Genomic DNA, 13171 nt, shown 5'->3' with positions numbered 1-13171 from the left:
TTTCTGTTGCTCCTTAACTACGTACGTATGTGGTCGTCGCGCCCGTGTGACTGAAGGCTCAGTCGTGGGAGTGCAGCGGCTTGCCGGCGAGGGCGAGGTGGGCCTCGCCGAGCGCCTCGTTCTGCGTCGGGTGGGCGTGGATGAGCTGGGCGACCTCGGCGGGCAGCGCTTCCCAGTTGTAGACCAGCTGGGCCTCGCCCACCTGCTCACCCATGCGGTCGCCGACCATGTGGACGCCGACCACGGCACCGTCCTTGACCTGGACGAGCTTGATCTCGCCCGCGGTCTTGAGGATCTTGCTCTTGCCGTTGCCCGCGAGGTTGTACTTCAGAGCGACGACCTTGTCCGCGCCGTAGACCTCCTTGGCCTTGGCCTCGGTGATGCCCACGGAGGCGACCTCGGGGTGGCAGTACGTCACCCGGGGCACGCCGTCGTAGTCGATCGGGACGGTCTTGAGACCGGCCAGGCGCTCCGCCACCAGGATGCCCTCGGCGAAGCCGACGTGCGCGAGCTGGAGCGTCGGGACCAGGTCACCGACGGCCGAGATCGTGGGCACGTTGGTCTGCATGTACTCGTCGACGAGGACGTAGCCGCGGTCCATGGCGACGCCCTGCTCCTCGTACCCGAGGCCCTGCGAGACCGGGCCGCGGCCGATGGCGACGAGCAGCACCTCGGCGTCGAAGGTCTTGCCGTCGGCGAGGGTGACGCGCACGCCGTTCTCGGTGTACTCGGCCTTGTCGAAGAAGGTGCCGAGGTTGAACTTGATGCCGCGCTTGCGGAAGGCGCGCTCAAGAAGCTTGGAGCTGTTCTCGTCCTCGACGGGCACCAGGTGCTTGAGGCCCTCGACGACGGTCACGTCGGTGCCGAAGGACTTCCAGGCGGAGGCGAACTCGACGCCGATGACGCCGCCGCCGAGGATGATCGCCGACTCCGGCACCCGGTCCAGGACCAGCGCGTGGTCGGAGGAGATGATGCGGTTGCCGTCGATCTCCAGGCCGGGCAGCGACTTCGGCACGGAGCCGGTCGCGAGCAGGACGTGGCGGCCCTGGACGCGCTGGCCGTTCACGTCCACGGAGGTCGGGGACGACAGGCGGCCCTCGCCCTCGATGTAGGTGACCTTGCGGGAGGCGACCAGGCCCTGCAGGCCCTTGTACAGGCCGGCGATCACGTCGTCCTTGTACTTGTGGACGCCCTTGATGTCGATGCCCTCGAAGGTCGCCTTGACGCCGAACTGGTCGGCCTCGCGCGCCTGGTCGGCGATCTCGCCGGCGTGCAGCAGCGCCTTCGTGGGGATGCAGCCGTTGTGCAGGCAGGTGCCGCCGAGCTTGTTCTTCTCGATCAGTGCGACGTCGAGACCCAGCTGCGAGGCGCGCAGGGCCGCGGCGTAACCGCCACTTCCACCGCCGAGGATCACTAGGTCGAAAACGGTGCTGGCGTCGTTCGCCACGTCACGTCCTCCATGCATGTGCGCCGTGCGCCGGACCCCTCTTACCGGGGACGACCGGTCGGTCGGCTGGTATACGGCCGCTCTTCTTCGGCCCTGTGGTGGGGGCCCTGTCCTGCCGAGAACCCATCTTCGCACTTGTCGGCGACAGGCGGGACGCCGGGCCGGGCGATGGGGCGGCTGATCGCCCGTCGGCAGGGTCAGAACCACGGGTGCGCGTGCGGATTTCATTCACAGCGAAATCCGCACGTGCTTGCGTACGCGCACGGCGGTACGCCCATGGGTACGGCCCCGGGCCCGAGGGCGTCCGGGGCCGTACCCAGCGAAACGAATCAGCCGAGGTCGCCCGCGGCGGTGCGCTCGGCGAGGCGCACCAGGGTGCGGACCGCGGAGCCGGTGCCGCCCTTCGGGGTGTAGCCGAAGGGGGCGGACTCGTTGTAGGCGGGGCCCGCGATGTCCAGGTGGGCCCAGGTGATGCCCTCGCCGACGAACTCCCGCAGGAAGAGTCCGGCGACCAGGCCGCCGCCCATGCGCTCGCCCATGTTGGCGATGTCGGCGGTGGGGGAGTCCATGCCCTTGAGCAGGTGCTCCGGCATCGGCATCGGCCAGGACGGCTCGCCGACCTCCTCCGCGATCTCGTGCACCGAGGTGCGGAAGGCGTCGTCGTTGGCCAGGATGCCGAAGGTGCGGCCGCCCAGGGCCATCATCATGGCGCCGGTGAGGGTGGCCACGTCGACGATCGCGTCGGGCTTGTCCTCGGAGGCCTTGGCGATGGCGTCGGCCAGGACGAGGCGGCCCTCGGCGTCGGTGTTGAGCACCTCCACCGTCTTGCCGCTGTACATCCGCAGGACGTCGCCGGGGCGGGTGGCGGAGCCGGACGGCATGTTCTCGGCGAGCGCGAGCCAGCCGGTGACGTTGACCTCCAGGCCGAGGCGGGCGGCCGCGATCACGGCGGCGAACACGGCGGCCGCGCCGCTCATGTCGCACTTCATGGTCTCGTTGTGCCCGGCGGGCTTCAGCGAGATGCCGCCCGAGTCGTACGTGATGCCCTTGCCGACGAAGGCGAGGTGCTTCTTGGCCTTGGCCGAGGTGTACGACAGCTTGACCAGGCGCGGCGGGGCGTCCGAGCCCACACCGACGCCGAGGATGCCGCCGAAGCCGCCCTTGGCGAGCGCCTTCTCGTCCAGGACCTGGATCTTGACGCCGTGCTCCTTGGCGGCGGCGGTGGCGACCGCCGCGAAGGCCTCGGGGTCGAGGTCGTTCGGCGGGGTGTTGATCAGGTCGCGGGCGCGGTTGAGCTCTTCGGTGACGGCGGTCGCGCGCTCGACGGCGGCCTTGTGGGCCTTGTCGCGCGGCTTGGCGCCGAGCAGGGCGACCTCGGCGAGCGGCGCCTTGCCGCCCTTGTCGGCCTTGTCGGAGGACTCGGCCTTGCCCTTGCCCTTGGCGGGCTTGGTGTCCTTGCCGTTGCCCTTGTAGGCGTCGAAGGAGTACGCGCCGAGCAGGGCGCCCTCCGCGATCGCACCGGCGTCGGCGGCGTCGGCGACCGGCAGGGCGAAGCCCGCCTTCTTGGTGCCCGCGAGGGCCCGGGCGGCGGCACCGGCCGCGCGGCGCAGGGTCTCCGCGTCGTACGCCGAGTCCTTCTCGGGGACCGTGCCGAGGCCGACTGCCAGGACGACCGGCGCCTTGAAGCCGGACGGCGCGGGCAGCTTCGTCACCTCGCCCTCGCCGCCCGAGGCGCCGAGGGTCTCCAGGACGGACGCGAGCTTGCCGTCGTACGCCTTGTCCACGGACTCGGCGCCAAGAGCCACGACCGGCCCCTTGGCGCCCTTCGCGACACCGACGACGATCGCGTCGGCACGCAGGCCGGACGCGGCGGCGGTGCTGAGAGTCAGAGCAGTCACGGTGCTGAAGTCCCTCTTTCATAGGAGGTTTCACTGAAGTCTTGCGGGCTTTTGGGTGGTAAGCCCGTCGCGAGCCTACGCCCGTAATTGTTGCGGTGCGCCTCACTGTGCGTGCTGGCCGAGGGCGAGCACAAGGAGGACGGTGGTGGCGGTGGTCTCGGCGAGTCCTCCGAAGACGTCGCCGGTGACGCCGCCGAAGCGCCGCACGCAGTGCCGCAGGAGCAGTCCGGCGGCGGCGCAGCCGAGCACCACGGCGGCCGCGTTCTGCGCCGCCATGGCTGTTCCGCCGGGCAGCCCCGCCGCTGCCGCCGCGGCCGTGGTGGCGGCGAGGACGGCCACCGCCGCGGGCGTGGGGACGGTCTCGGCGACGGCGGCGCCCAGGCCTTCGGGGCGGGCCGCGGGGACGCCGGCGCGGGCGGCCAGGGTGAGGGCGAGGCGGGCCGTGGTGGCGGCGATGACGGTGGCGGTGGCGCCGTGCGTCCAGCTCTCGTCGTACAGCCCGGTGAGGGCCGCGACCTGCGCGAGCAGCGTCAGGACGAGGGTGATGACGCCGAACGGGCCGATGTCGGACTGCTTCATGATGCGCAGCGCGTCGTCGGCCGCCTTGCCGCTGCCGAGCCCGTCGGCCGTGTCGGCGAGCCCGTCCAGGTGCAGCCCCCGGGTGGCCGCCGCGGGCACGGCGACGGCGGCGACGGAAGCGAGCAGCGGTCCGGCGCCGAGGGCAAGGAGCGCCGACCCCGCCGCGGCGGCGCCGAGCCCCACGACCAGGCCCGCGAGCGGGGCGCACAGCATGCCCGCGCGGGCGGCCTCCCGGTCCCACCTGCGGACGTGGACGGGGATCACGGTGAGCGTCCCGAAGGCGAACCGGAGGCCGTCGGCGGGGGTGGGTCTGGGCATTCGGCGAGGTTACCCGGGGCGGCCGGGCCCGGCCGGGGCGGGACGGGACGCCCGCCGACACCACCGGCTGCCGCTCCCACCTGCGAAAGCCGGGGGCGAACCGGAAGATGGGCCCATGGACGGCTGGTGGTACCGGAACATCGTGGAGCCGGGGAAGTTGCCCCTGCTGCTCGCGCTGGTCTCCTTCGTGGGCTCGTTCCTGGTCACCCGGACCATCACGCGCCTCATCCGCGCGGGGAAGGGACCGTTCCGCAACATCAAGACGGGCGACGTCCACATCCACCACGTCGTGCCGGGCATCTTCCTGATGCTGGTGGGCGGCTTCTGGGCGGTCGCCGCCGGGCGGCACAGCTTCGGGTCGATGTGCGCCGCCGTCATCTTCGGGGTGGGCGCGGGCCTGGTCCTGGACGAGTTCGCGCTGATCCTGCACCTGGACGACGTGTACTGGAGCGAGCAGGGCCGCCAGAGCGTGGAGGTCGTGGTCCTCACGACGGCCCTGGTCGTGCTGATCCTCACCGGCTTCAGCCCCTTCGGCGTGAACGAGCTCACCGCCGACGAGCGCCACGACCGGGTCGCGTTCGCCCTGAACATCACCCTGAACTGCGGCTTCGCCGTAATCGCGCTGGCCAAGGGCAAGCTGCGCCTGGCCCTGATCGGCATGGTGGTGCCGTTCGTCGCGCTGGTCGGCGCGATCCGGCTCGCCCGCCCCGGCTCGGCGTGGGCGCGGAGGTGCTACCGCAACCGGCCGCGCGCCCGGGCCCGCGCCCGCCTGCGCGCCTTCCGCCACGACCGCCGCTGGACGGGCCCGCGCCGCCGCTTTCAGGACCTCATCGGCGGCAAACCGGACCCCGAGCCGCGCCCCGCGCCCCCGGATCCCGGCCCGCGCGGGCCCGAGGTCCCGCCGCGCACCCGCTGACGCGCCCACACCGCCGCGTCGAGGGCCACGGTCACCACGACCACCCCGGCGATCGCCGCCAGATGCTCCTTGCCCGCGAGGTTGTTCTTGACGAGCACCTCGACGACCATCAGGACGATCACGAACGCCCCGGTGGCGTACGCCCGGTAGCGCCAGCACACGTACACCGCGAGCCCCACGACGGCCGCCGAAGGACCGGTGTCGACCACCTGGGCGTCGGAGGCGGGCAGGCCGATCCAGTTGTCGGGCCCCAGCTCGATGCCGAGGCGCGCGTACAGGGTGCCGCCCAGCGTCGCCGCGTACCCGATGAGCAGCATGCGCCACGGGCCGAGGCAGATCTCCGCGATGCCGAAGACCAGCAGGATCTGCGCGAGCGCGCCCCACACCGGCAGGTCGAGGGCGGGCACGAAGAGGGAGAGCGGGGTGCGCAGGAGGGACAGCCCCAGCGGGTCCTCGGCCCGTACGCAGCCGATGTTCTGCACGAACTGGTAGCCCCAGGACTGGTTCTGCACGTACTGGAACGCGGCCGTCAGGCAGACGGCGGCCAGCGTCACGGGGATCGCGCGCCAGCGGCGGGCGACGAGCCGGTCCCGGACCGTGCTGTACAGCGGGCCCCACTCGGCGCGGGCCAGCCGGGACAGGGTGCTCATCGTCGGGACTCCAGATGTTTGCGGTGCAGCCATTTCGGCAGTCCCGGCGCTTCGAGGAACCCTTCGGCGCGAGCGGCGGCGACGCCGATGCGCAGCAGGTCGCCGCTCTTCTCGAAGAGAAGGAAACGAGGTTCCCAGATGGGCCGGTACTTGGCGTTGGCGCGATACAGCGACTCGATCTGCCACCACCGGGAGAAGAAGCTGAGCAGCGAGCGCCACAGCCGGAGCACCGGGCCCGCGCCGAGCCGTGAGCCACGCTCGAAGACGGACCTGAACATCGCGAAGTTCAGTGACACCTGCGTGATCTTGATCTCCGCCGCGCGCTGGAGCAGCTCGATCACCATGAACTCCATCAGGCCGTTCTCGGAGTCCCGGTCGCGCCGCATCAGGTCGAGCGAGAGGCCCTGCGGCCCCCACGGCACGAAGGACAGCACGGCTCGTAGTTCACCGTCGCCGTCACGGCACTCCAGCATCACGCACTCGCCGTCCGCCGGGTCGCCGAGCCGCCCGAGCGCCATCGAGAAGCCCCGCTCGGTGGCGCCGTCGCGCCAGTCGTCGGCACGCTCGAGGAGGTACGCCATCTCGTCGGCGGGGATGTCGTGGTGGCGGCGGATGCGGACCTCGTACCCGGCGCGCTTGACGCGGTTGTACGCCTGCCGGACCGTGCGCATGGCCCGGCCCTCCAAGGTGAAGTGCTCTTTGGAGGCTCCGCCTCGGGCGGCGATCTCCACGATCGCCTCGTCGCCGAGTTCCAGGGCGTCCAGGCCGTGCCGGGCGTAGATGGTCCCGGCCTCCTCGCTCGCGCCCATCACCGCCGGGGTCCAGCCGTGCTCGCGGGCCTCGGCGAGCCAGGGCTCGATGGCGCCGGGCCAGGCCTCGGGGTCGCCGATGGGGTCGCCGGAGGCCAGCGAGACGCCGCTGACGACCCGGTACGCGACCGCCGCCTTACCCGTCGGCGACCACACCACGCTCTTCTCGCGGCGCAGCGCGAAGTAGCCGAGCGAGTCGCGCTCGCCGTGCCGGTCGAGCAGGGCCCGCAGCCGCTCCTCGTCGTCCTCCGACAGCGGGTCGACGGCCCGGCGCGAGCGGAACGCGGCGTACAGGACGGCGCACAGGAGCACCGTGCTCAGGACGTTGATGGTGACGTTGACCCAGCCCGGCGTGGTGATCCCGGCGAAGCGGGTGTCGTCGGCGGCCAGCGACACCAGGCGCATCGTGCCGTAGCGCCAGCGGTCGACGAACGTCGAGCGGTACTCGTCGTGGGCGCGGTTGGTGACGGTCACCAGGAACGCGGCGAGCAGGGACGTCACCAGGAGGCCGCCGACGGCCACGGCCGCCGCGAGCTTGGGGTTCGAGCGGTCGCCGACCGCGTAGAACTCGCGGCGGCCGACGAGGAGCGCGCCGACGAACAGCGCGGTGAGGCCGAGCGAGATCCAGTTCTGCGCGTACTGCCTGATCTCCGGGAAGCACATCGCGAGGGCGAACAGGAGCAGGAAGAGGCCGCTCAGGACGAGGTTGAGGATCCAGGCGGCGCGTTTCCTGCGCCGCATGGTGATCGCCAGGAACATCGTGAAGACGCCGGAGGCGAAGCCCGCGGTGAGCAGGTACGGGGTGAAGTAGTTCTCCGTGTTGTGGCGCCGCAGGTCCTGGCCGAGCGAGACCCACACGGCGCTGAGGAAGTTCACGAACGTCACGGCCCGCAGATACCAGACGGCCACGGCGGCACCCCGCCGCGAGGCCACCGTGGACGTCCGCAGCCGCTCTTCCTCTGCCCGCTCATCTCCCATGAAACGGGATCTTATGGGGCGTTGTGGTGTGATATGCGCTCAGCGCGGCTCGCTCTGACCGCGGCGCGCTGTGCGGGAGGGCTACTCGGCGGGCGCCTCCGACGACTTGGCGGACGGCTCCGCGACGTCGGCGGTCTCGGTGGGTTCGGCGGGTTCGGCGGGTTCGCCAGGCTCCGCGGCTTCCTCGGACCCGGCAGCCGCCGCAGGCAGTTCCGCGGACAGCGCCGCCGCGGCCCGCACCACCGGCACCGCGAGCAGCGCGCCCACGCCCTCGCCGACCTTCACCCCGTGCGTGAGCAGCGGTTCGAGCGCCATCCGGTCGAGGGCCTTGGCCTGCGCGGGCTCCCCGCTGTCGTGCGCCGCGAGCCACCAGTCCGGCGCCCGGAACGCCACCCGCTGGGCCACCAGCGCCGCCGCCGCCGACACCACCCCGTCGAGGATCACCGGCGTGCGCCGCACCGCGCACTGCAGCAGGAACCCCGTCATGGCCGCCACATCGGCCCCGCCCACCGTCGCGAGCAGTTCGAGCTGGTCGCCGAGGACCGGCCGGGCCCGCCGCAGCGCGTCCCGCACGGCCGCGCACTTGCGCATCCACGCCAGGTCGTCGATCGGCGCCCCGCCCCGCCCGGTGACGACGGAGGCGTCCGTCCCGCAGAGCGCGGCGATCAGGGTGGCCGCGGGTGTCGTACCGCCGACGCTGATGTCGCCGAGGACGATCAGGTCGGTGCCGGAGTCGGCCTCCTCGTCGGCCAGCGCGATGCCCGCCGCGACGGCACGCTCGGCCTCCTCCTGCGTGAGGGCGTCCTCGGTGTCGATGCGCCCGGAGCCGCGCCGCACCCGGTGCCCGGCGACCTCGGCGGGCAGCTCCGCCGGGTCGCAGTCCAGGGCCATGTCGACGACCCGCACGGGTACTTCGAGCCTGCGCGCGAGCACGGCCGCGGGGCTCGTGCCGTCGAGGACGCCGCGCACGAGGCCGGCCGCGCCGCCCGCCGCCCGCGCGGAGACGCCGAGTCCGGCCACCCCGTGATCGCCCGCGAACAGCACCGCGCGGGGCCGCTCGATCGGCTTGACCGGCACCGCGGCCTGCGCTGCCGACAGCCACTCGGCGAGGTCGTCCAGGCGGCCCAGGGCGCCGGGCGGTACGGCCTGGCGCTCCCTGCGCTCTTCGGCGTCACGGCGCACCCCGCCGTCGGGCCGCTCGATCAGGTCGGTGAAGTCGTCGAGAATCAGCGAGCTCATTCGGCGAACAGTACCGGCGGGGCGGGACGTGCGCGCGAACGGGCCCGGCCGCGCGGGCCACCGGCGGGGCCCGGGTGACGATCCGTCAGCCGGTCGCGCGCGCTCGCCCCCGGCAGGCGGTTACGCCATGCGACGCAGGCGCGCCCCAGCGTCGTTGAATCCCCGCAGTGCGTCCCTTACGTTCCGCATGTCCCGCATGTATCGCATGGTCGTACCGCCGACCGTCCCTGTCGGCGCGCTGCCGCTCCGCGCGACTGTCCCGCGGGCCGGAAGCATCCGGGAGTACGCCATGGACCTCGCCCAGCAGACCGACGAACGCCGCGCCGCCTGCCTCGCCCGGCTCGCCGAGGGCACCGCCCGGTTCCACGAACCCCGCCGCGACGACTGCCCCTGGTGCGGCTCGACCCGCCTGCGGGTGCGGCTGCGCACCGCCGACCTGATCCAGCGCAAGCCCGGCGGCTTCACCCTGGAGCGCTGCGAGGACTGCGCCCACACCTTCCAGAACCCCCGCCTCACCCCCGAGGGCCTGGACTTCTACCGCCTCGGCTCGGCCCGCCAGGACCTCGGCCACCGGGACTTCTGGCGCCAGGACCTGCGCCCGGGGCCCGGCGGCGGGGCCGCGGCGCTGCTCGCCCGGGCCGGGTCGGGCCGCGCCCGCCGCCTCGCCGGGGTCCGCACGCTCGGCCGCATCGACGAGCCCGAGAGCTGGCTCGACGTGGGCACCGGACGTGCCCGCTTCCCGGGCGCCGCCAAGGACGTGCTGCCGTACACGGCCTTCGACGGCCTCGACACCGACCCGGGCCTCGCGGAGGCGGTGCGGCGCGGCCGCATCGAGGAGGCCCACCGCGGCCGCCTCACCGACCTCGCCGAGGACCTCGCCGGGCGCTACGACGTCCTCAGCATGGTCCACTACCTGCAACGCCGCCCCGACCCGCGCGCCGAGCTCGCGGCCGCCCGCACCGTGCTGCGCCCCGGCGGGCACCTGCTGATCGAGGCCCCGGACCCCGAGTGCCGCTCGGCCCGGCTCCTCGGCAAGTGGTGGGCCTCCTACCGCCAGCCCCGCCACCCGCACTTCGTGCCGCTCGCCAACCTCTGCCGGGAGCTGGACGAGCTCGGCTTCACCGTCGTCGACGTCGACCGCCGCGCCCCGCACGTGCCGTCCGACCTGACCACGGCGTGCGCGCTCGTCCTCAACCGGCTGCTGCCCGTGGCGGACGTGCCGTGGCGGGCCCAGACGCCGAGCGCCCTGCGGCTCGGGCTGCGCCGGACGGCCTGGCGGGCGGCCACCCCGCTCCTCGCCCTCGCGTACGCGGCCGACCTGCTGCTCGCGCCGGTGCTGACGCGCACGGGGTGCGGGAACGCGTACCGGGTGATCGCGCGCCGGGAGGCCGAGGCGTGAGGCCGCCGTCCGGAGCCGCGGCGGGCCCGGCGCGTGACTCCCGTCGTACGCCCGACTCCCGCCGCCCGCGCCCCGCTCAGCCCCGCAGCGCCAGCGCCTGCCCCGCCACCACGAGCAGCACGTGCTCGCACTCGGCGGCGAACGCGGCGTTGAGACGGCCGAGTTCGTCGCGGTAGCGGCGGCCCGACGCGGTCGCGGGCACGATGCCCGAGCCGACCTCGTTGGACACGGCGACGACGACACGACGGGTGCCGCGCACCGCGTCCGTCAGCTCGGTGATCCGCTTGCGCAGCGACCGCTCCCCGCCGCTCGCCCACTCGGCGTCGTCCCAGGCGTTCACCTCGTCCATCGCGTGCGTCAGCCACAGCGACAGACAGTCCACGAGCAGCGGCGGCCCCGGCTCCGTGAGCAGCGGTACGAGGTCGCAGGTCTCCGTGGTCCGCCAGGAACCGGGACGCCGCTCGCGGTGCGCGCGCACCCGCTCCGCCCACTCGCCGTCCCCGCCCCGGGTGCCGCCGGTGGCGACGTACAGCACATCGGGAAACGCCTCCAGGCGCCGCTCCGCCTCGACGGACTTCCCCGAACGGGCCCCGCCCAGGATCAGGGTGCGGCGCGGCAGGTCCGGTACGTCCTCGTAGGCGCCGACGGCCAGCGTCGTGCCGTCCGGCACGGCCCGCGCCCCGGCCGCCGCGAGCCGCCGCGTCAGCTCCGCCCCGGCGGGCGCCCCGTGCCCGATGTGGACGGCCACGACGTCCGTCGTCGGGGTCACGCCCCCGGCCGCCCGCAGCCGGGCGAGGCCGTCCGGTCGGCCGACGAGGTCCGCGACGACCATCTCGTACGGGGGCTGCTCCGCGGGGAAACCGGCGGGCGCGGCGCCCGGCGGCAGGTACAGCAGCCGGTCGCCGTCGGGCCCGGTCACCTCGTAGCCGGTGCCGGGGGCGTCCGTCGCCACCGCGCGCACCCGGTGCCCGGTGAGCAGCGCCAGCTCCCGCCCGTCCGGCACCCGCCCCGGCTGCGGCAGGCCCGCGGGCACCTCCACGGCGGGCCCGTCGTGCGGGTGCGAGAGCAGCACCTGGCGCACCCCGCCGAGGGAGTGCCCGGCGCGGGCGGCGGCGAAGGCGGCGCCGGGCGTGAGGTCGAGCAGCAGCACGCCGTCGACGAGCAGCGCCGTGGCGGCCCGCGCCGCGTCGCCCAGGGCGGTCGCGCACACGGCGCAGGGGCAGCCGGGGTACGGCAGCCCTTCGGGGGCTCCGGTGCCGAGCAGAGTCAGTTCCACAGGAAGATCCTCCCGCGTCACCCCCGGCGCCGCGCGCCCGGCTAGGCTTCAAGCGGCTCCGGCTCCCGCTCCGGGCGGCTGCCGGGACACCCAATGGACCTCGGGAGGCTGACATGGCGGCATGGACGTGGCGGTTCGAGAAGGCGGACGGAACGGAGGTCCAGCCTGCCGTGCAGCCCGAGGAGTTCACCACCCAGGGAGACGCGGAGACCTGGCTGGGTGAGTACTGGAAGGAACTGAGCGAGGGCGGCGCGGACCAGGTGACCCTCTTCGAGGACACCTCGGAGATCTACGGCCCGATGAGCCTGCACGCGCAGGACGCGGCGTAGCGCTTGGGGCGCTTGCGCCCCGGGCCCCGGGCATCGGACTCCGGGCTCTGTCGGGGGCGGCGCGCGTGCGTCGCCCCCGGTGTCGTTCGGTGCGGCGTACGGCTCACATCTCGCCGAGCGTGACCTCGGTCGTGCGCTCCTTGCCGTCGCGCAGGTACGTCGCCCGTTCCTTGGCGCCCGGCTCGACCGCCGCCAGCGCCTCGGACAGTGAGGTGATGGTGGTGATGGGGGTGCCGCCGAGGTCGGTGAGGATGTCCCCGGCCGCCAGGCCCGCCTCGGCCGCGGCGCCGCCGTCCTGCACCTCGACGATCGCGACGCCCGCCGGACGGTAGTCGTCGCCGAGCACGGTGCGGGCGGTGACGCCGAGGGCGGCCCGGCCCGAGTCGGTGACCCGGCCGTTCCGCACGATCTGGTCGGCCACCGTCTTGACCATGGACGAGGGGATCGCGAAGCCGATGCCGGGGGCCGCGCCGTCGCCCATGTCCGGGTCGGTCGCGGCGAGCGTCGGGATGCCGACGACCTGGCCGTCGAGGTCGACGAGGGCGCCGCCGCTGTTGCCCGGGTTGATCGCGGCGGACGTCTGCACCATGTTGGCGATGGTCGCGCCGGTGCCGCCGTCGTCGCTGCCCTCGCTGACCGTACGTCCGGTCGCCGAGACGATGCCCTGGGTGACGCTCGACGACAGGCCGAGCGGCGAGCCCATCGCGAGCACGATCGTGCCGACGTCGACCTTCGTGGAGTCCCCGAACGTGGCGGCCTTCAGCCCGCTCGGCACCTTGTCCAGCTTGATCACGGCGAGGTCCTGCTCCGGGTACGCCGACACCAGCTTCGCCGCGAGCGGCTGCTCACCGGTGGCCGTGGTCACCCGGAACGTCTTCTCCTCGCCCACCACATGGGCGTTGGTGACGATGTGCCCCTGGTCGTCGTAGACCACCCCGGAGCCGAGGCTGTCGGACGCGTCGATCTGGACGACCGACGGCAGCACGTCCTTGATCACCTTCCGGTAGCCGTCCTGAAGGTCGCTCGCGGCGGCGGGCGCGGCCTGCGTCGTCGCGCGGTCCGCCCGGTCCGGCTGCCCGCTGTCGCCACCCCCGCCCCCACCGCCGCCGGAACACCCGGCGACGAGGACGACCAGGACGGCGGTGACCGGCAGGGCGGGCAGCAGCGGGACGCGGGTGCGCGGCAGTCTCATACGCCGAGTCTCGGCCGCGTCCCCGGCGCCGTCCTGCGGTGAGCGTCCGAACAGGGGGCCGGTGCCGGGTGCCGCGCGGACGGCGGCGCGCCACGGCCTCGTAACGCTGTACGAGACGTCAGTCCCGGGTGAGACGTCCCC

The 13171-nt window shown here is 73.7% G+C and carries 11 protein-coding genes; 3 read left to right on the top strand and 8 right to left on the bottom strand.

The window, feature by feature from the left end:
* Window positions 1–58: 58 nt before the first annotated feature.
* The 3 genes from lpdA to IE274_RS18650 all read right to left on the bottom strand — a co-directional run bounded on the left by lpdA (window position 59) and on the right by IE274_RS18650 (window position 4242).
* Window positions 59–1447, bottom strand: a complete 1389-nt coding sequence (gene lpdA, locus IE274_RS18660; protein ID WP_190116911.1) for a dihydrolipoyl dehydrogenase — start codon at window positions 1445–1447, stop codon at window positions 59–61.
* Between the two features lie 329 nt (window positions 1448–1776).
* Window positions 1777–3345, bottom strand: coding sequence for a leucyl aminopeptidase (locus IE274_RS18655; RefSeq protein ID WP_190116910.1), 1569 nt, complete (start codon window positions 3343–3345; stop codon window positions 1777–1779).
* A 102-nt stretch (window positions 3346–3447) separates the two neighbouring features.
* A complete protein-coding gene (locus IE274_RS18650; RefSeq protein WP_190116909.1) occupies window positions 3448–4242 on the bottom strand; it encodes an adenosylcobinamide-GDP ribazoletransferase in 795 nt (264 codons plus the stop codon).
* A gap of 115 nt (window positions 4243–4357) precedes the next feature.
* Between IE274_RS18650 and IE274_RS18645 the strand changes: the two genes are divergently transcribed.
* Entirely contained in the window at window positions 4358–5158 is an 801-nt protein-coding gene (locus tag IE274_RS18645; RefSeq protein WP_190116908.1) for a hypothetical protein, read from the top strand.
* Here IE274_RS18645 and IE274_RS18640 read toward each other — a convergent pair.
* The 3 genes from IE274_RS18640 to cobT all read right to left on the bottom strand — a co-directional run bounded on the left by IE274_RS18640 (window position 5062) and on the right by cobT (window position 8834).
* A complete protein-coding gene (locus tag IE274_RS18640; RefSeq protein ID WP_190116907.1) occupies window positions 5062–5808 on the bottom strand; it encodes a hypothetical protein in 747 nt (248 codons plus the stop codon). The genes IE274_RS18645 and IE274_RS18640 overlap by 97 nt on opposite strands.
* Entirely contained in the window at window positions 5805–7595 is a 1791-nt protein-coding gene (locus IE274_RS18635) for a phosphatidylglycerol lysyltransferase domain-containing protein (protein ID WP_190116906.1), read from the bottom strand. The genes IE274_RS18640 and IE274_RS18635 overlap by 4 nt, the downstream gene beginning before the upstream one ends.
* A gap of 81 nt (window positions 7596–7676) precedes the next feature.
* The gene (gene cobT / locus IE274_RS18630) at window positions 7677–8834 is read right to left on the bottom strand and encodes a nicotinate-nucleotide--dimethylbenzimidazole phosphoribosyltransferase (protein ID WP_190116905.1); all 1158 of its coding nucleotides are present in this window, start codon (window positions 8832–8834) and stop codon (window positions 7677–7679) included.
* Between the two features lie 289 nt (window positions 8835–9123).
* On the opposite strand from cobT, the gene IE274_RS18625 reads away from it, so the two are divergent.
* Window positions 9124–10233, top strand: a complete 1110-nt coding sequence (locus tag IE274_RS18625; protein ID WP_190117062.1) for a class I SAM-dependent methyltransferase — start codon at window positions 9124–9126, stop codon at window positions 10231–10233.
* Window positions 10234–10309: 76 nt separating this feature from the next.
* On the opposite strand, the gene IE274_RS18620 is transcribed toward IE274_RS18625, so the two are convergent.
* Window positions 10310–11509, bottom strand: coding sequence for a bifunctional adenosylcobinamide kinase/adenosylcobinamide-phosphate guanylyltransferase (locus IE274_RS18620; protein WP_190116904.1), 1200 nt, complete (start codon window positions 11507–11509; stop codon window positions 10310–10312).
* Window positions 11510–11622: 113 nt separating this feature from the next.
* Between IE274_RS18620 and IE274_RS18615 the strand changes: the two genes are divergently transcribed.
* Window positions 11623–11838, top strand: a complete 216-nt coding sequence (locus IE274_RS18615) for a hypothetical protein (RefSeq protein WP_190116903.1) — start codon at window positions 11623–11625, stop codon at window positions 11836–11838.
* Between the two features lie 103 nt (window positions 11839–11941).
* Here IE274_RS18615 and IE274_RS18610 read toward each other — a convergent pair whose 3' ends face one another.
* Window positions 11942–13030: a S1C family serine protease gene (locus IE274_RS18610; protein ID WP_190116902.1), complete on the bottom strand. Its 1089-nt coding sequence runs from the start codon at window positions 13028–13030 to the stop codon at window positions 11942–11944.
* Window positions 13031–13171: the final 141 nt, after the last annotated feature.

The sequence above is a fragment of the Streptomyces flavofungini genome (assembly GCF_014650815.1).
In the GTDB taxonomy this organism is placed as follows: Bacteria; Actinomycetota; Actinomycetes; order Streptomycetales; family Streptomycetaceae; genus Streptomyces; species Streptomyces flavofungini.
Note: the sequence above shows the minus strand (reverse complement) of the source record. Positions and strands in the feature narration are given on the sequence as shown.